The organism is Paenibacillus sp. FSL R5-0713 (genome assembly GCF_037973325.1).
GTDB lineage: Bacteria > Bacillota > Bacilli > Paenibacillales > Paenibacillaceae > Paenibacillus.
In genome coordinates, this window is record NZ_CP150229.1 from 6,378,481 (window position 1) to 6,396,471 (window position 17,991).

Here is a 17,991-nt window from a genome sequence, read left to right on the forward strand (position 1 = left end):
ATAAATAATAACAAAGATCAAAAAAAGAGAGGGGACTCTTAGAGTCCACCTCTCTTGGTTCATATCCCATTCACACCTATTCTTTTCTGTAGCACATCTTCGGTTATTTTACAGACCCCTGTGTAACCCCGTTGATAATCCACTTCTGTGCAAACAGGTAGATGATAATCATCGGCAGCAACGCAAGCAGGTAGGATGCAAACGCAAGGTTAAACTCGGTATTGAATTGTCCCTGGAATACATACTGTACAAGCGGCAACGTGTACTGTCCCGGATCACTGATAATAATGAGTGGCAGCAGGAAGTCGTTGTACGTGGACAGGCAGGTCAGAATACCAACCGTGGCACTGATGGGTGCCATGAGCGGGAAAATAATTTTCCAGAACGTGCCCCAAGTTGTTGCACCATCCACAAAAGCCGCTTCCTCCAATGCCACCGGAATGGACCGGATATATCCAACGTACACAAATACGTTGAATGCCAGACCATAGACCGTGTGCAGCAGGATCAGACCTACCAGATTTGTCATCTCCAGCGATGCGGTCAGCTTAACAATCGGCAGCATGATGATCGGGAACGGAATGAACATCGCACTGACAAAGTAATAATAGAGTCCTTTGAAAAACTTGCGCTTCTCCATATTCCGCGCGATGGCATAGGCCACCATGGAGTTACTGAGTAACGTCAAAAGCACGGTGGAGGCGGTAACGATCGCACTGTTACGGAACGATTGGAAGAAGTTCGTCATATCGATGGCTCTCGCGAAATTCTCCCAGTGAAGCGTCATCGGAAGGGCAAAGACCGATTGGGCCATCTGCTCCGGATTTTTCAAAGCAATCGTAACGGTCATATACAAGGGGAACAGGATAAACAGGGTACCCAGCACCACGAGCAGCATAACGAGCCAATTGATTCTTGTACGGCTTCTCATCACAGATCCATCTCCCTTCTTTGCAGGAACCGGATTTGCAGAATTGAAATCACCGCAATAACGATGAAGTAAATAACCGAGTTCGCAGATTGATATGCATATTCGCCGCCTTCAAATCCTCCGGTGTAGATCAGATGGGAGATGGACTGCGTCGCCCGTCCGGGACCACCGTTGGTCAAGGCTACGATTTGGTCGAAGACCATCAGCGAGTTTTTCATCGCCAGCACCATATTAATGGTGAAGAACGGGGCAATGAGCGGGAATGTAATGCTCCAGAATTCACGCCATTTGCCTGCACCGTCGAGGTTGGATGCCTCGTATAGTGTCGTTGGTATCGTTTGCAGACCAGCCAAATACAGAATCGTATTCAGAGCCACGGATTGCCATACGGCAACAATAACGATACCGATCCAAGCCAGACTCTCGCTACCGAGTATGTTCGTGGAGAGCGCATTGATGCCCAGATTTTGTCCCCAAATCGGGAATACGTTGGAGAACAGGTAGTTAAATATGTAACCTACGATCAATACACTCAGAATATTGGGCAGGAAATAGATGCCGCGGAAAAAGTTACGGAACTTGATCTTGGCATTCAGCCCGAGTGCAATGAGCAGGCTCAGGATATTGGTCAGGATCGTCACAACGATCGCGAATTTGAACGTAAACCAGTAGGCGTTACCTACATTGTCGTCCTGGAACAGGTTGAAATAGTTTTTGAAGCCAACAAAATCATACTCTTTCCCGAATCCGTTATAATTCGTAAATGAATAATAGATACCCTGGAGGGCCGGCAGTGTCATAAATACAAAGAACAATACTACCGCCGGAACCGTCATCCAGTAATAAGGTGCGATACGCTTGTTCATACTCCATCCTCCTTCAGACAAGGCTTAGCGCCGATTGGCAACCTTGTCCCATTCTTTGTCGAGTGTATCTAGATAGTTATCGATGTTTTGGTTCTGCAAAAAGGACTGTACGATGGAATTCAGCTGCACCGCAGCCGGAATATAGTGATCGGGGAAGTCAATAACCTTGCCCTGCTCGATATAAGGCATCAGTTCCTGCACGGCAGGATCATCCTGCTTCACGCCTTCTACCGCAGAGAACAACGTCTGTTCGTCAATATATCTTCCGATATTTTCAGGCTTTAACAGAAACGCAATAAACATCTCTGCCTGTTCGCGATTAGGCGTGTCTGCCGCAATGGTAAACAGGGAGTCGATCCCGTTCACCAGCTTAATCTTGCTTGCATCGTTGCCTGTTGGGAATGGGAAGAAACCGATGTCTACATTCGGGTTCGCTTTGCGAATCTCCGAGATGGCCCAGGTTCCCTGGATGTACATGAAGGCTTCACCATTTGCGAAGGCACGGTTACCATCTGAATAGGCCTTACCAAAGTTATCGCCGTGGCCGTACTTCATAAGCTCCAGCTGTTTCTCAGCAACCTCGCGGTATGACTCCTTAAACGTCACTTTGTTATCCCGACGCTCCTGATAGAAATCAATGCCGACCAGGTTGGAGGCAAGTGCATTGAACGGCAGGCTTGTCTGCCAGTCATCCTTGTATGTGAAGTAAAATGGAATTTTGCCTGCATCCTTAATCTTTTGGGCAGTCGCGATAAGTTCATCCCACGTTTTGGGTACGTCCAATCCCATTTCCTTAAACAGCGTCTTGTTGTACATGATGCCGTTTGCATTCGTCGCGTAAGGAATACCCGTCACTTCGTCCATACCTGTGAGATCCTTAAGCATTTGTATGTAGTTTGGATCAATCGTCTGGAGTAATGAGCTGTCCGTCAGATCGGTGAAAATATCACTCTGGGCCAGAATGGAATAGGTGTCGGTTGCCCCCATGGCCATAATGTCCGGGATATCATTTTTGACAACACGTGTCTTCAATACGGTCTCCGCATCTGGCGGATTCACCTGTGTCACCTGAATATCGTCATGCTCGGCATTAAACGTTTTGATCAATTCGTCAAAGGTTGTTTTGGCTTCAGGCTTGTTCTGGAAAAATTCAATCTGCACTTTGCCATTTGCACTATCCCCACTGGTACAGGAAGATAGAAGTACAGCCATCATTCCGCATAGCAACATTGTCCCGAGAGCCTTGGTAAGCGTTGTTCTCATGTTGTACCTCCCTCAGCTTTATATACGTAAAGATTTACCCATTCAGGTGGTGAAATAACCAATTGGTTAATCCTTCCACCCACTCATACTATGAGCGTTGGCTATACAAGTCTTTATTATTCCTAAAACGGTTTCGATAAAAATGAATCAAGGCATTTCTTCCCACGACCCGAATTGGGCATAAGAAAAGGGACACTGGATGATATCCAATGTCCCTTATTTATTAAGCTATATTCACCCACTATACAGCTTTTATCCGTGTGTCACGAACGCTCAGCTTTTGGCAAAGCATTGCGTAAACGCTTGGCTCGATAACTCTGATATGCACGAATCAACATGCCGATGATGATCATAACCACACCGATGTTAATTGCGACATCAGCCAGATTCAAAATGCCGCGTCCTGACGGAAACACGAGGAAATCCGTTACCCGCGCATAGATAAATCGATCGATTGCATTTCCTAAAGCCCCGCCAACCATAAAACCCGCGCCAGCTTGCATCCAGAAACCACGAATCTCACCTTTACTCCGGTAATACAGCATGCCCGCTATGAACAGAACAGCAATCACACCAAACAGACGTGCATTTCCCTGAAACATGCTGCCTGCCATTCCACTGTTCTCATAATGCTGTAACTGCATGCCCGAGTCACCCAGTCTCATGACATCGCCAACTTCCATATACATCCTCACTGCAATCTTGGTTCCCTGATCCACCAAAGTCACCAGCAGTGCTACCAAATAAAACAGCATCGTGCTTCTCCTCCTGCCTACTGAGCGCTAACTTATTTTAACTTTAAGAGTTTTGTATATTAGGTTACCTTCACTTTAACACAGCTGATGTACGGTCTCCAAATGAGCCAGCTCCAGCCACATATATAGCGTCCAGTAACATGGCCCAGTCGCACTTGGAAGGTACTGTCCCCATTCATGTCGAATGTAGACATCAACCATATATGTAAAGGGGATGCCTGTAATTTGAACCTCACCATGATCGAAAAATTAAAGGAAATGGCACAGGAAGAAATAGAATTGGTATTTGGCACATTTGGTTCCGAAACGGCGCTTAACCTTGGCCTGCATCTGGTTGAAGAAGCGAAGCGTCGTTCCCAGGCCGTGACCATCGACATTACCCTGAAGGGACATCGTCTCTTTTTGCATGCGATGGAAGGTACCCATCCCGACAACGAGGACTGGATTCGACGTAAAAACAACGTGGTGAATCATTTTTCATCCAGTTCTTGGCATACCGCCCTGCGTTTGAGAAACGAGAACCAGACCCTTGAGCACAACTTCAATCTGCCTTCATCGGACTATGTACTGGCTGGTGGCGCTTTCCCGCTGATTCTGGAAAATGAGGGACAGGTCGGCACCATTACAGTATCGGGTCTGCCTGATGAGGAAGACCATGATCTGGTCACGACAGGAATTCGCTCGTTTTTGTTGCAGCAAGGGTAGATTAAACGTGTAAAAAGCCCACGTGATCTATATAGTAGATCACGTGGGCTTTACTATCCAAAGCAACATGCTCAGGACGGATTTTTGCTTTTCATAATATGGTACACATTGCTAAAGCTGCCGGAGAGAATACCGGTAATCGGAAATATGGCCCAATTGATATCCCACCGTTGATATACAAAGCCTGTGAACAAGAAGATGGCTGTCGCCAGCGGCCATACAATCGCTTCCACGGCTCTCACAACCTTGACTTCCTGCTTCTTCTCTACCGTCAACTGGTGCTTCTCCAGCAAGTTTGTGTAAGCCCCCTGAATATTACCGTAATATACAAACAGGAATACTCCTACCCCAGCCATGACCATAAAGGCAGATACACCATAAGAGGCGTAGTTATCATTGATAGAAGAGGCTCCGAAAATAAACACAGGAGACAGAATGCACAGGCAGACACCCGTAATGATGGCTATACGATAAGTCAGAGCGAAGCTTTCCCGACTATGCTGAATACTCATTTTAAGTGTATAAGGAAGCTGGAAGCCCTTCTCCATATAATTGAAGCGTTCCAGCTTCATACCGCTGTATATGAACATGCTTACCGCAATGGCAATCAATACGAACATGCCGATCAGGCCTAGTACAGCGCCCGTTTCTACCGAACGGTTTGCAGCTGAAATGGCATAGTTCTCAAATAAGGCATCCATGAAAATTAGAAATGCCACACCTGACGCGCACAATAAAACACCCAGTCCAATCCAAAATCCGGCATTTCTCTTCGCAGTGGTATATGCGTAAATCTCTTCTTCCGTTAACACAGGTACTGTCTCTTCCGGGCTAATTGGCTGAATACCGAGTTCGGCTGTTAACTCCTCGATGTTACCAAATTCCGAGATCACAATGCCGATGGCTTCATTCTCCGACTTGCCTTCTCGCTTCAATTCCAGGTACTTATCTTCCATCCCCGAAAGGAGCTCCTGCTTCAGATGTTCCACCTCGGGTGTCTTCGGCAGACCAACAAACATGTTCTCCAGATACACCATAATTGTCTCCATGTTCCGTCACAACTCCCTGATAAATAGATTAACAACCTCCTGCGTAACCTTCCATTCCTCACACTTTTCTCTGTAATAGTCGAGGCCGGACGGCGTAATCCGGTAATAGGTACGACGCTTCCCCATACTATTCTCATCCAGGTAAAACGATTCAATATAACCGTTCTTCTCCAATCGGGTGAAGGCCGAGTATAATGTCGTTTCCTTCATGACGTACTTTTCCTCTGTCAGCTGCCTGATGTTCTTGGAAATCTCGTAGCCGTACGACTCCCCTTCGAGCAGCATGTAGAGGATCAGCGTATCATTGTAGCCACGTATAACGTCACTGCTGATCACAAAAGATACTCCTCCTCGTTACTTCATCTGTCGTAGTAGTTGAAGTATAGCACAACTTACTACGACAGGTGAAGTAGTTATTCCAAAAATGGGCAATAAAAAATCCGTACCTGGGAAAGGTACGGATTTTTTTTGTTTTTCCTGCAGATTAATTACTGCGTTTATTGGATCGTTGAGAGAACATCAAGCAACATGGATTTGAATTTCGGCCGATCAATAGCTTCACAGACACGTACATTCGGCTCTTTGCCAAAACGTCCGTTAATATCAACCACACTGTATCCGCGTGTCAGCTCTCCTGCCGCTTCGACATCCACATAATACTGACCCGACTTGGTCATGACGGATTCATCTGCTGCAACAGCCATCAGCAACGTATCGGGATGAGTAGTACCATTCAGCTTATGTACCGACTTGTTGAACTGCATAACCACTTTGTTAATTGCGGTGAAGAAATCGGCACCCGATGTCCCCAGAGCCGCAATCTCTGCATGATCGTCATCGTCCATCACCGAATATTGCGTACACATCTCCCAACCAACCATTGTGATCGGAATGCCCGCATGCAGTACAATTTTCGCGGCTTCCGGGTCTACGTAGAAGTTATACTCTGCCGCCGGTGTGATATTGCCCAGTGCATTATTCGTTCCACCCATGATGTACAGGTGAGCAATCTCCGGAATAATCGTTGGGTCTTTCTGAATCGCCATGGCAATATTGGTCAGCGGGGCAATTGCCAGCAGTTCAATTTCACCTGGATGTGCATGCACCTTCTCAATGATAAAATCAACCGCATGCCCGCTCTCAGGACGCTGCTCCGCCTTCGGGAAATGCGCGCCGCCCATGCCGTCATCGCCATGCACGTCTTCCACTGTACGGTGCTGAGCTTTACCGTAAGCCATTAGCGGTCGCTCGCATCCTTTATACACAGGCACCTTGCCGCCATGTCCAGCAACCTGTACCGTGTACAGGGCATTTTCAACCTCTTGGTCGAATTGTACGTTACCGCCCGTAATGGTGATGCCTTCCACCTGAAAGTGATGCAATGCCGTCAGGATCGCAATCGTATCGTCTCCTGCTGTATCTGTATCGATGATGACTCTTCTCATGATGCCGCGCCCCTTCTTCCGTTTATATAGTACATTCTATAAAACACTATGTCTTATTTTACATCAAAAATGTACCGATGACGATGGAAACGCCGATGATAATCGAACGCAGCAGCTGCGCTACCGCCATATTCCCTCGTGCAATTTCGTCGCAAACTCGCATTTTGGGCGTGAGGAAGTCAAATATAATATAGACCAGGCACAGCACAATAATTCCAAACGCCGACCACAGCAGCATATCCAACCACGAATGTGTCGAGAAAGATACCATACCCACAATAATACACAGTCCTAGCAATTTGCTGCCCATGTACATGCCTGCCGCTTCGTTTCCTTTCGCAATCTCCTCACTATCGTTATACCGGGTCAATTTACTAAAAGCGAAATACCCACATACCAATACCACCAGCAAAATGCCTATACCCACCGCAACATTCAGCAAGTTCAATCCTAAGTTCTCCATTCCTTCTCCTCCTCATCATTCATCCGTTCACGAACCGCAGCCGCGCAATAATAGGCCATATCACCGGTTACTTTCTCCCCGACCCTGGGTAACAACCCAGCCAAACGCCCACCGATCACAAATACCCCTGTAAGCAGATAACCGCTGTACGCGCCATCTTCTGTCTCGATCACGACCTGCTCCATCGGGACCAGTTTCTGATAGATTTTGGGCTGGTTATTGTAGTAGGCCGCAATTTCTTCATCCTCGTCTTCTTGGAGTGAATCTGCCGCTCTCAAGGTTAGAGGAGAAGCCGACTTTTCCTCCAGCTCCGTAAGCCTCTGATGATCCAACTTCTGCTGTACTGCATTCCCATCCAGCAAAAGAGTTCCTCTGCCTTCGCGCCCCCAATAGCTTTTGGCTACATATGGCATGGCGTTCAGCTCGAAGGGTTCAGCCGAAAAATAGGTTGGCAGCAGATATCGGGAAATGACGTCCATCTCTGTATCATCAAAGAGGGTAAACCCGCAATATTCCGGGGTTTGCTCATTACGCTCGTAGAGCGACCAGATCGCCGCCATGAAACCTTTGCTCTGCATCAGCACATGCTGAACGGGGTTCATCAGGCCCAATCGTCCCTCTCGTACCAGATCAAGTAGCGCAGCGCCAATGTCCACCCCTGTTGTCTCATCCCGATCATCAACTAGATATTCCAGTGGATAGAGGCGGTAGAGCAGATTAATCTCCCGACCTTTATGGTAAAGAGCCTCTCCCGGAACAATCTCCAGTTCCTCTAGCGGGGCATAACAGGCTTCGTATCCCGCTTCCCGGCAACGCTTCATCAGGTACTCGGTATTCGTTCGATCTTCGACATGTTCCCCAAAAGAAGTGAACGTCACGGGGCCCTGTAACCCCTGCGCTGCATAGAATTCCAGCCACATTCTGAAACATTCTCGAATACGTTCATCCATCTCGGCAGATGGCGCGGCTAGCGTGGTATCCTCGGCAAGACCCACAAGAATATTTTCCAAAGCAGCAGCCTCCGGTATACCCGTCGGGGTGTCCGTATTATTTTCAATACACTTTGGCCCCGCTTCTCCAATAATCCAATCCTGGCGGGTAATGCCTCCAGTCACCATCTCCATACGTGCCGCCGGAATAAGCCCAGGATGAATACCTAACTGATGCTCCAAAAAGGAATCCGGCATGTACTGTTGGATAAATCGCATCACTTTGCAATAGATCCTGTCTACCGCCTCGGCTGCGGTACGCAGCTCTTGTACCTCCGAAGGAGAATAGACTGTTAATGCAGGCACACAATATTGCTTCCCGTACATCCGATGGTATGGAATCTGTCGTGCCGTTTCTCCCTGAAATACCTCTTCGTGACTTAATGGCAGTTGGATCACGTGCCTCATCCGGTTATCCTCCCGAACTGCGGAAGAAACTGCCGAAGCCGCTTGATTTGGACTTGGATTTGCTATAGGAGCTGTTGCTGTCCTTATTGCTTCGATACGACGACCCGCCATAGTAATAGTGCCCGCTGCTGGAATCATATTCACATCCGGTATCATACTCCGGGTCACATTCATCATTGTTGCTGCCGCAACCGGATAACACGGCAGGAACTGCCAGCATCAGGGAGAAAGCAACCAGCTTCGCTTTTGATCCGGGTTTCGATGCTTGCCCCCGCTCTTGCTCACTCATCACAGATCCACCTCTTTCATATAAAACAACACTTTCTTGCGATCCGCATCCAGCACGGAATACAGGAATTCATACGTCTTGCCATCCCGAACCATATAATGGTCAAGCAGCTGCTCGGCAAGCTCCATCGTATAGGTGGATGAAGCTGTGAGTTCCAACTCCTGAAATGAACTTCCATTCCACAACATATACTCTGCGCTGTACATGGAAGACATTTTGCACATCGCCAGCGCAGCATCCGCAATGGCTGCACCGTACTCGTCCGGCATCTGTTGGTCATACGCAGTTACATATAACGCATGTTCCCGCCCATCCTGGCATTCATTGGACAGATGCGCCCAGAGTTTATTTTTCACCAAGGTGGCATCCACCAGTTTGCGCATGAACAGTTCATCCCGTGTGACTGAAGTCTGTTCCAGCACCCCCGTCTCCGCCTGTCGATCATCTGACCAACTCCGATACGTCAATGAATAATAGATACCGATAACCTCCCTTTCTGTAAGCTCTTAGGTGAGCCGTTTCCATTCATACAAACGTATTTAACGCATGTGGAGGAAAAAAGTTACACTATTCACCATGACATGTAAAAATGAGAACAGGTTGTCGCCACGTTCTTGGATCAATAAAGCTTGAGAAAACTAGCAGATTCCGCGTTTGGTATGTTTTAACCCCGCTCCAAAAAGGCCGGAGAAGATTCCCCGACCTCGTTTGTTCAACCTTATGCTCATGCCATTCGGACCTATAACTCAGCCCACTGAGCCAATACATCATTATATTCAGCGGACAATTGCTCACGATCATGCCAGATTTGTTCCAGTTCAAGCGGATTGTTCTGCACCGTTTCCAGCTGTTGATCCAACACCTGAATCTGTGCCTCAAGACGAGCCAACGTCTGTTCCAGCTTCTCCGCAGACGGTTGGTTGCCATTGCCACTTCTATCGTTCGATGCAGTTGCTACCGAGGTAGCTTCTGGCTTCTTCCCTGATCGGATAGTCCCGCTCGACGCTGTGGTCATACCTGACTTCATCTCTGAATTGCCTTTTCCGCCGGATGGTACGGCGGCTCTCCCGGCTGTACTCTGACCTGTCGCCGCCGCACGAGCTTGCAATTCAAGCTTCTTCTCGCGATACGCCTCATAGTCTCCCAGATAAGCGTTCATCTGTCCGTCCTCCAGTTCCCAGACACGGGACGCCAGGCGATTGACGAAGTACCGATCATGTGAGATGGCAAGTACGGTACCTTCAAAATCAACCAACGACTCTTCCAGCGCTTCCCTGGATGCGATATCCAGATGGTTGGTCGGCTCATCAAGAAGCAGTACATTGGGTTTACGCTGCACCAGCAGAGCCAGCCGCAGGCGTGTCCATTCCCCGCCGGATAATTGCCCCACTGCGCGGAATACATCCGCGCCATAGAATAGATATCGTGCCAGAATTCCGCGTGCTTCCCCTTCCTCCACACCTGCTTCAAGTCTGAAGTATTCGAGTACATTCAGCTTCGGATTCGTAGGTTCCTCCTGTTGAGCCAGATACCCTACATCCACACGCGCCCCCCACTCCAGCTTGCCAGCATTGGGTTGCTCTTCACCAAGCAACAGCTTGAACAGGGTCGTCTTACCGGAGCCGTTCCGACCAATAAGAGCAATTTTGTCACCATATTCCAGCAGACCCGAAATCCCGCGTAGAATCGCTCGCTCGCCATAACTCTTCTCCACTTGTTCCAGGACCACGACCCGTTTACCTGTTCGATCCGTAGGACGCACATCGAAATCGGCATTGCGCCGCTCCAATATGGGACGCTTCACCTGTTCCATCCGCTCCAGTGCTTTGCGCATGGAAGCGGCCCGCCGGAAGAACTTTTCATTGCCACCAACTCGGCCCCACTCCTCCAGCTGGCGGATCGTTTCCTTCATTTTTTTGATCACCTTCTGCTGCTCCTTGAACTCCTCGAATTGCTGCAACAGCCGCTGTTCTTTCACCGCCATATATTCCGTATAGCCCCCCGCTGCCGTTAACGCCTCACCATCCTCCAGCTCCAGCGTTCGATTCACCACCCGATCCAGAAAATAGCGATCATGCGAGATCAGGACAATGGTGCCGGAGTATTCTCGTAAAAATCCTTCCAGCCACTCCACCCGCTCCAGATCAAGATGGTTCGTCGGCTCATCCAGCAATAACAGATCGGGTTTTACGATCAGCTGCGAGGCCAGCACCACCCGGGTCTGTTCCCCACCGGACAGTGAACCGAAGCGCCATTCATAATGCGTCTTGGCAATATCCAGACCGTCCGCAACCTGATTGATTCGGGCATCCATTTCGTATCCACCCTCACGCTCAAACTGTTCTTGCAGTGCCGCGTATCGTTTGAGCAGACGCTCCAATTGATTAGGGTCTGCTGCACATGCCGGATCGGACATCTGCTGCTCCATTTTCTTCATTTGCGTGCGACATATCATAAGCTCCTTGAATCCAAGGCTCAGCACATCCAGTACGGTATGGTCATCTAGCCCTTCCGGAACTTGTGCCACGTAACCGGTCCGTGTATCTTTTTTGATCATCAATTGCCCTTCATCCGGCTTGTTCATTCTTGCCATCAGGCGCATAAGTGTGGTCTTGCCGCTTCCGTTGCGGCCGATTAAGGCAACCTTGTCACCTTCCATAATTTCAAATGTAATGCCGTCCAGCACCAGATGTGCTCCGTGGTATTGAGTCAGTTGTTGCGCGCTAATCATCATCATAATAAGGTTCCTCCTATAGTTGGAAGATCCTGACCGCAACACAAAAAGAGCCGCAGGAGGTTAGCTCCGCGGCCCTTCAGAATTCAAGCAATATCGCTTATCGTCCGAATGAGGTCAAGGCAGGCATCTTCTCGCACATGTTAACTTCCGTATATTCAAAATTGGACAGACTTCTCCCGTTGGTCAGAAAAGTATGAACAATGCCAGCCATAGCAATCGGCAGCTGGCTAATACGGTTGTTAAGCATCTCGTGATTCACCTGTCTTCACCTCCCTTGTCATAATTAATGTCAATATATCACAGACGAATGCATTCCTGCAACCATCCCATCGCGCAATTCATCCTAACTGCACAGCAGCTTTACTGCTGAATCTAGTTCCCGCCCCGTCGCCGAAGCATCACATCTCTGATCGCCACCGTAATAAGTGTTAACATTCCCGCAGTACCGAGTGATACACCGAGCAACGCATATCCGATGCCATTCCAGCCGCCCATATCGATACTGATCATAATTACAACGGCTCCGCCAAGCAAGGCTACACATGGCAATATATACTGAACCCACGTCATTCGCCGCCCTTGTAAACGGTAGATCAACCATTCAATAAGCAGCTGCACCGCCCACATTCCCAATGTCCATAAGATCAGTACTTCCATAAGGTTCCCCTCCTGTTGCTGGATGGATCAAGCGCTTTGTTACAGACATTACGTTACTTCAACCAATCGGAGAAAAAATTCCTGTATCCTTCTTTCATCTTCGTGCGCGAAAAAGCACCAAAAGCATACTCCCGATTGTCTTCCGACACACTGCGCGGTGCTGCGGCAGCCATGTTCACGAGTTCAAACCAGTTGTCCTCGTTGCCTGCAAAGGCATGCGTGGATCGAATGTGACCGTAGCAAGCGTGCTCCGGCTTCACAACCATTTTGCCCATCGCCATCGCTTCGGTCAGCGGCATTGCAAACGTATCAAAGGCGGAACAGTTCCAATAGACCTTAGCGGAGTTCATCAACGTAAATATCTCATCCTGTGTGAGCGCGAACTTCAGTTTCACGTTGGCAGGAATGTCGTACTTCTTCATGGTTTCCTTATAGCGAACACCGCCGAACACCATGTACACTTCCTTATCCGGGTTCTGCCGCGCATATTCCAGCACCAGATCCGGTCGACGATTCGCTTCATCCCTACCGATCCAGAGCACCCGATTATGCACGACCTGGCTCGGGTCATAGTGCCGGTTCGCCAGCTCTTCACTAAAGCCAATCGGGATGACGTTCACGTCATGTACGCCGAAGTTGCGGCCCAGTTCTGTTTTCAAAAACTCGGTCTGCACAATTGCTTTGTCCACCATCGTATAAAATGGCTTCATCATCTCATATCCCGTCAGCGCGGGATCGGGGAAACTGTGCGGGAACAATACACTCTTGGGTAAGAACATCTTCAAAAACGTAAACCCGGATACCGTGTAGATGACATGCTCTATATTTTGGCTATAAATCTGGTCCAGCACGATATCGTAGTTCACCAAGTCACCTTTCTCATGCTCATACCCCGGCAACCAGTCGTATCCGCTGACATGACGCTCCGGCGAGATGAACACAATCTCCACGCCCAGCTCCAGGCCGATCTGCTTCAGTCGATCCGCAAATACACGCGGCCCCTGTGCTTCTGTGAATTGAATTTTACGCATAATAAGTCCGACTTTACGCAAGCTTCTCACCCCTCATTTCTATTCCTCACGCATCTGCTTCATGCACTGTTCCAGCGTCGCTGTCGTCTCAAGCCACTGGTTATTCAGCTGTTCCTTCGGCCATACACATTCTTCACTTCTCAGGTCACCATCAATCAAACGCAGCATCCAAAGTGAGAATACAATAGCATAGGCGTTGTACCATGCTGCCAAAGAATCCCGTTCAATCTGTACGCCCAGGCTCTCTAGTTTGTCCAAATAAATGTCTATGACCCGCTCTCGCAAAGCAGGCGTAACCGTTCTGGGAAACAGCGGATGCGAGAGATCAACCAGATGGTACATGTCCCACAGCGGCGTATTCAGATGGGCATGCTCCCAGTCCAAGACGACCAGCCTACCGTCAACTTCCGCCAGGTTCCCGGGATGCAGGTCTCCGTGACACAGAACGGTAGGAAGTTCTTCCTCTGCTGTGAGAATCAACGCGGCAATCATGTCCCAATCCGATGAAGACAATCGCATATCCAGCGTAGACAACAGGTCATCCACAGATTGTCTGTGCATCTGCAACTCATCCAACATGGTGCGAATAGACGGTTTCTGGCCCACGCGAGGCAACTCGCTCCATTCCGTAACAGGCAACGCATGCCACATTGCCATATGCACCGCTGTGTTCAGCATTGTCACTTCTTGCGAATCATGCACCAGTTGCCCCAGATCCTCGTAGATCATCCAGCTCTGTGCTGGAGCAATGGTAAGATCCGAGGCTGCAATGAGTTGCGGATAGATTGGTGGTAAGCCAGACATCACACGCTCGTACATCCATCGTTCTCGTCCGTGCTGTGCAGGATTCGTCAGCGGTTTAAAAATATAACTTTCCCCGGTAGGAACAGTGAATCGCTCCACATATCGTCCGTTCATTCCTTGATACAACTGTTCGCGGCTTGTTATATAGTGATTATTCAGCATTCCTTCGGGCGTCACCCAGCCGTATGCATCCATCTCATCTTTCACGCAATCCACCATCCGTTTCGTTCTTCCTGCTGCTCCGATGTTGATTTCTATTCATCATACGTTGCCTCTCTCAAGCCTGCAAGCTTTGTTCGTAGGCGCTTATTCCGTGTCTCCATTTAAAGTTTCAAAATTGCCCGTTGCATTTTAGTTAGTAATCACTTACTATACGATTATGAAGAACAAACCTCATGTAGATAGTAAAAAGAAAGATATTTTACAAGCGGCGATGCGCTTGTTTGCAACCAAAGGCGTTGACGGCATATCCGTCAAAGAGATCGGTGACGCCGCCGGAGTAACCGATGCGGCGATTTACAAACATTTTAAAAACAAAGATGCCGTTGCCCTGGAAGCCTTCACCCAATACTGCGCGGACTATACTTCACTGATTGACGGGTATGTTCGACAGGAAGGTCCCGTGTTGGAGCGCTTCAAGCAACTGATTACCGAGGTTCTTCACCTGCACGATGAAGATCCCTATGGACTGCTGTTGATTTCACAGAATCATGAAATATTCATTGAAGCGGGAAGCAGTGAAGATTACCGTCAACCATTGGATGCGTTAATGGATCTGATCGATCAGGGAATGATGCGGGGCGAACTGCCTCAGCAGGATTCACGGCTCACAGCCGTTCTAGTGATCGGCGCGATTACACGTATGGCGGTCTCGAGTATGCAAGGTGAATTGCCAGAGTTGTTGGTACCCTACACCGGGGAAACCGTTCACCGACTCTCATTGATGTTAGGGCACGTATCTCAGGAGTAATGGTAGAGATGGGATGAAGATAGAAATGGAGTAGCGGAGCGTAGGGAAAACTACGTGAGCAACTAAAATGTTTCCGAAGAAAACATACTTCGTAAGCATATGCTTATTCGGCTGAATCCCATATTCGATGCTGATAATGCCGTTAGGCATGATTCGTAATCAAAAGCGGACTTTTTGAACAACTTCTAAAAGAGAATCGTCAACATACCATCAGGATATACCGATGGATTACCGGGTCATACGTGACCTTTTCTTTTTGCACATGAGGTTAGTGTTCATTAACTAAAATAGTCAGGACGTGTCGTTATCATGAAGAAAATATTAATCATCCAAGGCAACCCCGTTTCCCCAAGTTATAATGGCGCAATCGCCGAAGCTTATCGTAAAGGCGCTGTGCAGGCAGGTGCCGAGGTTCGCATGATCACCCTGAACGAACTGGAATTCAACATAAATTTAGAGGGAGGCTATCGTAATAAGCTTCCACTCGAACCGGATTTGCTACAAGCTCAAGAAGCAATCAAGTGGGCCGAGCATCTCGTATGGGTATTCCCGATTTGGTGGGGAGGACCGCCTGCCCTGCTGAAAGGTTTTGTTGACCGAATCTTCATGCCAGGTTACGCCTTCAAGTATCAAAAAGGAAAACCCTTCCCGGATCAGCTGCTCAAAGGCCGTACCGCCCGCATGATCACCACAATGGATGGCCCGTACTGGTACTTCAAATGGTTCCAGGGTGAGCCCGCACATAAAATGATGAAAATCTCCACATTTGCACTGACCGGCATCAAACCTGTTCGGATAACACCTGTAGATGTGGTGGGAAAACAGTCCGAGGAACAGAGAAAGAAATGGTTGGAGAAGATCGAGTTGCTTGGGAGAAAGATGGGGTAACTGAGTAGATATCCATCGTCGCATGGTCAGTTACATTGTGTATAAGTAAAGTTTAATTAAAACGCTGTTTGCTAAGTTTGTTTTGTATAAAACGATGCTAACTAAAACAGGTCAATCATGGGAGTATCTAACCATGATCGACCTGTTCAATGCTATATGGTTAATAGTTAAATGATGATATCATTCGGTACTGGGTCGAATCTACTCATAGACAAGCATTTCCCTTAAGAAGCATAAGACGTTCTATCCGGAAAAACGCCGTCATTCTCTCTTAAGATTCTAATTAATTTTGAAGCTGCACGTAAATAATAGAAATTTGTAGTGGATCCCGGAACTTTTTCAATTTCCTCACATTCCCCATCCGATTTACTTAACTTTATCTTCCCTAATGAGTTTTCATCAGGACCAAACTTGTACACTACAAAATTCTCTGTCTCTTCTTCTTTAACTAACAGAACGTAAGTTGCCAAAATTCTACCTCCCTAATTATTTATATACACTATCTGACCAATTATAATGCTTTTGTGCCTCTGCATGAGCTTTTTCATAAGTTACACCATATTTTTTCATATAATTGGATTCAAACAATTCATGATTGAGTAATAAGATGTCGTTTTTATTATAGTTACCTTTCATTAATCGCTCCCAGGCTAATGCCTGTTGATAGTTAGGGTCAAATAACTTAATTTCTCCACTATCAAATTTATGCTTTTCGAAAAGTAAATGATTCTTAATTTGTTGAATATCTGATTCCTTCCATCCTGTATTCTTCGCAATGTCACTCGTATCAGTTTTCTTTTTTTTAAATGCACTATACTTATCAAAAGCCAGATCCTCCTGCCTCATAAATTCAGAGACTGAAGAAGGCTCTTTTACTTTTGGAACATCAACATTATCAATTCTATCTCCATTAGCATTATGAGTAGGATTTGGAGTTCCGTTAGGTTTCCCCTTGGTCGACTGCTCTCTCTTCGCCTTTGCATCTTTAATAGTCTGTTTTACCTTGGCAATCGCCGGATTGGTCCCACGTCCTTTGTAAGGACCTTTTCCGCCTGATAGACCTCCGGTGACCAGCCCGATTCCGGCTACAATTTGACTCCATTTTAGCGATGTAATCATCAGTTTGGCATAGGATTCCGTGACAGGCTCTCCTGTAAAGGGATTAAAACCCAACTCGAAAGCTTCAATCTGTAATTGGATCAAATCCTGATCTAGTGGTTCGACAGGACCAGGGCCCTGATTCAAGGTACTAATATCTAAATTACCCTTATCCTTTTCAAACGCCTGAAGGGCTGCCTGGTCGGTCACACCCTTCTCGTTGACCGGTAGCCACATATGCCACTGAGAATTGTACACCATTCGATATCCTTTATCACTAGGACTATTCGCTGCTTTCAGCCCGATAGACATCGTAGCTACGGCACCTGCCACTGCTGCCCCGCTCATCTCATCTGCCTGCTGAAAACGGACACCAATGTCTCGGAGTTCCTTCGCGATGTGGGTCAAATGCTCCAGCGTTTCGATCATGCGGGGCTGGGTTTCTTCAAATCGTTCTAAAAACCGTTCTCGCACCATCCCGGACCACATCGATTCCATCCAGCGGATCAATCGAACGAGTTCCTCGCGTGTATCCCCCATTCGCGCGCGAGTCCGTTCAACCTCTCGTGAGGCTTCAAACAAACGTTCCGGGGTTACTTGTATTCTACTCATCGCGTTCTCCATCTGTCCAATGCCGGACTCT

Annotated in this window: 21 protein-coding genes; 3 read left to right on the forward strand and 18 right to left on the reverse strand. The window is 47.8% G+C overall.

Features of this window, described 5'->3' with window-relative positions:
- Window positions 1-103: 103 nt before the first annotated feature.
- The 4 genes from MKZ12_RS28370 to lspA all read right to left on the reverse strand — a co-directional run bounded on the left by MKZ12_RS28370 (window position 104) and on the right by lspA (window position 3,815).
- Complete coding sequence (locus MKZ12_RS28370) at window positions 104-931, reverse strand: carbohydrate ABC transporter permease (protein ID WP_339257850.1); 828 nt, start codon at window positions 929-931, stop codon at window positions 104-106.
- On the reverse strand, window positions 931-1,797 hold the full coding sequence (locus MKZ12_RS28375; RefSeq protein ID WP_036606633.1) for a sugar ABC transporter permease: 867 nt from the start codon (window positions 1,795-1,797) through the stop codon (window positions 931-933). Before MKZ12_RS28375 ends, MKZ12_RS28370 begins: the two co-directional genes overlap by 1 nt.
- A gap of 24 nt (window positions 1,798-1,821) precedes the next feature.
- Entirely contained in the window at window positions 1,822-3,060 is a 1,239-nt protein-coding gene (locus MKZ12_RS28380; RefSeq protein ID WP_339257851.1) for an extracellular solute-binding protein, read from the reverse strand.
- A gap of 263 nt (window positions 3,061-3,323) precedes the next feature.
- Complete coding sequence (gene lspA / locus MKZ12_RS28385) at window positions 3,324-3,815, reverse strand: signal peptidase II (protein WP_339238599.1); 492 nt, start codon at window positions 3,813-3,815, stop codon at window positions 3,324-3,326.
- Between the two features lie 225 nt (window positions 3,816-4,040).
- Between lspA and MKZ12_RS28390 the strand changes: the two genes are divergently transcribed.
- Window positions 4,041-4,520 (forward strand): heme-degrading domain-containing protein, encoded by a 480-nt coding sequence (locus tag MKZ12_RS28390; RefSeq protein WP_339257852.1) that lies wholly within the window; start codon window positions 4,041-4,043, stop codon window positions 4,518-4,520.
- 71 nt (window positions 4,521-4,591) lie between these two features.
- Here the strand turns inward: MKZ12_RS28390 and MKZ12_RS28395 are convergent, their stop codons facing one another.
- The 12 genes from MKZ12_RS28395 to MKZ12_RS28450 all read right to left on the reverse strand — a co-directional run bounded on the left by MKZ12_RS28395 (window position 4,592) and on the right by MKZ12_RS28450 (window position 14,611).
- On the reverse strand, window positions 4,592-5,569 hold the full coding sequence (locus MKZ12_RS28395) for a permease prefix domain 1-containing protein (RefSeq protein WP_339257853.1): 978 nt from the start codon (window positions 5,567-5,569) through the stop codon (window positions 4,592-4,594).
- Window positions 5,570-5,575: 6 nt separating this feature from the next.
- The gene (locus MKZ12_RS28400) at window positions 5,576-5,905 is read right to left on the reverse strand and encodes a PadR family transcriptional regulator (RefSeq protein ID WP_339257854.1); all 330 of its coding nucleotides are present in this window, start codon (window positions 5,903-5,905) and stop codon (window positions 5,576-5,578) included.
- Window positions 5,906-6,066: 161 nt separating this feature from the next.
- Window positions 6,067-7,014 (reverse strand): nucleoside hydrolase, encoded by a 948-nt coding sequence (locus MKZ12_RS28405; protein WP_339238607.1) that lies wholly within the window; start codon window positions 7,012-7,014, stop codon window positions 6,067-6,069.
- Between the two features lie 58 nt (window positions 7,015-7,072).
- On the reverse strand, window positions 7,073-7,477 hold the full coding sequence (locus MKZ12_RS28410; protein WP_339238609.1) for a DUF350 domain-containing protein: 405 nt from the start codon (window positions 7,475-7,477) through the stop codon (window positions 7,073-7,075).
- On the reverse strand, window positions 7,465-8,874 hold the full coding sequence (locus MKZ12_RS28415) for a glutathionylspermidine synthase family protein (RefSeq protein ID WP_339257855.1): 1,410 nt from the start codon (window positions 8,872-8,874) through the stop codon (window positions 7,465-7,467). Before MKZ12_RS28415 ends, MKZ12_RS28410 begins: the two co-directional genes overlap by 13 nt.
- 4 nt (window positions 8,875-8,878) lie before the next feature.
- Window positions 8,879-9,163, reverse strand: a complete 285-nt coding sequence (locus MKZ12_RS28420; RefSeq protein ID WP_192135170.1) for a hypothetical protein — start codon at window positions 9,161-9,163, stop codon at window positions 8,879-8,881.
- Complete coding sequence (locus MKZ12_RS28425) at window positions 9,163-9,585, reverse strand: hypothetical protein (protein ID WP_339257856.1); 423 nt, start codon at window positions 9,583-9,585, stop codon at window positions 9,163-9,165. The genes MKZ12_RS28420 and MKZ12_RS28425 overlap by 1 nt, the downstream gene beginning before the upstream one ends.
- 317 nt (window positions 9,586-9,902) lie before the next feature.
- Complete coding sequence (locus MKZ12_RS28430; protein ID WP_339257857.1) at window positions 9,903-11,900, reverse strand: ABC-F family ATP-binding cassette domain-containing protein; 1,998 nt, start codon at window positions 11,898-11,900, stop codon at window positions 9,903-9,905.
- A gap of 97 nt (window positions 11,901-11,997) precedes the next feature.
- Entirely contained in the window at window positions 11,998-12,159 is a 162-nt protein-coding gene (locus tag MKZ12_RS28435; RefSeq protein WP_181150888.1) for a hypothetical protein, read from the reverse strand.
- 113 nt (window positions 12,160-12,272) lie between these two features.
- A complete protein-coding gene (locus MKZ12_RS28440) occupies window positions 12,273-12,557 on the reverse strand; it encodes a hypothetical protein (RefSeq protein ID WP_339257858.1) in 285 nt (94 codons plus the stop codon).
- A 53-nt stretch (window positions 12,558-12,610) separates the two neighbouring features.
- Window positions 12,611-13,609, reverse strand: coding sequence for a glycosyltransferase (locus tag MKZ12_RS28445; RefSeq protein WP_339257859.1), 999 nt, complete (start codon window positions 13,607-13,609; stop codon window positions 12,611-12,613).
- 18 nt (window positions 13,610-13,627) lie between these two features.
- Window positions 13,628-14,611, reverse strand: a complete 984-nt coding sequence (locus MKZ12_RS28450; protein ID WP_339257860.1) for an aminoglycoside phosphotransferase family protein — start codon at window positions 14,609-14,611, stop codon at window positions 13,628-13,630.
- Window positions 14,612-14,771: 160 nt separating this feature from the next.
- Here MKZ12_RS28450 and MKZ12_RS28455 point away from each other — a divergent pair, with 160 nt between their 5' ends.
- Complete coding sequence (locus MKZ12_RS28455; RefSeq protein ID WP_339257861.1) at window positions 14,772-15,362, forward strand: TetR/AcrR family transcriptional regulator; 591 nt, start codon at window positions 14,772-14,774, stop codon at window positions 15,360-15,362.
- A 306-nt stretch (window positions 15,363-15,668) separates the two neighbouring features.
- Complete coding sequence (locus MKZ12_RS28460; RefSeq protein ID WP_339261550.1) at window positions 15,669-16,250, forward strand: NAD(P)H-dependent oxidoreductase; 582 nt, start codon at window positions 15,669-15,671, stop codon at window positions 16,248-16,250.
- Between the two features lie 224 nt (window positions 16,251-16,474).
- Here the strand turns inward: MKZ12_RS28460 and MKZ12_RS28465 are convergent, their stop codons facing one another.
- Window positions 16,475-16,720: a hypothetical protein gene (locus tag MKZ12_RS28465; protein WP_339257862.1), complete on the reverse strand. Its 246-nt coding sequence runs from the start codon at window positions 16,718-16,720 to the stop codon at window positions 16,475-16,477.
- A gap of 16 nt (window positions 16,721-16,736) precedes the next feature.
- Complete coding sequence (locus MKZ12_RS28470; protein ID WP_339257863.1) at window positions 16,737-17,960, reverse strand: WXG100 family type VII secretion target; 1,224 nt, start codon at window positions 17,958-17,960, stop codon at window positions 16,737-16,739.
- Window positions 17,961-17,991 lie beyond the last annotated feature (31 nt).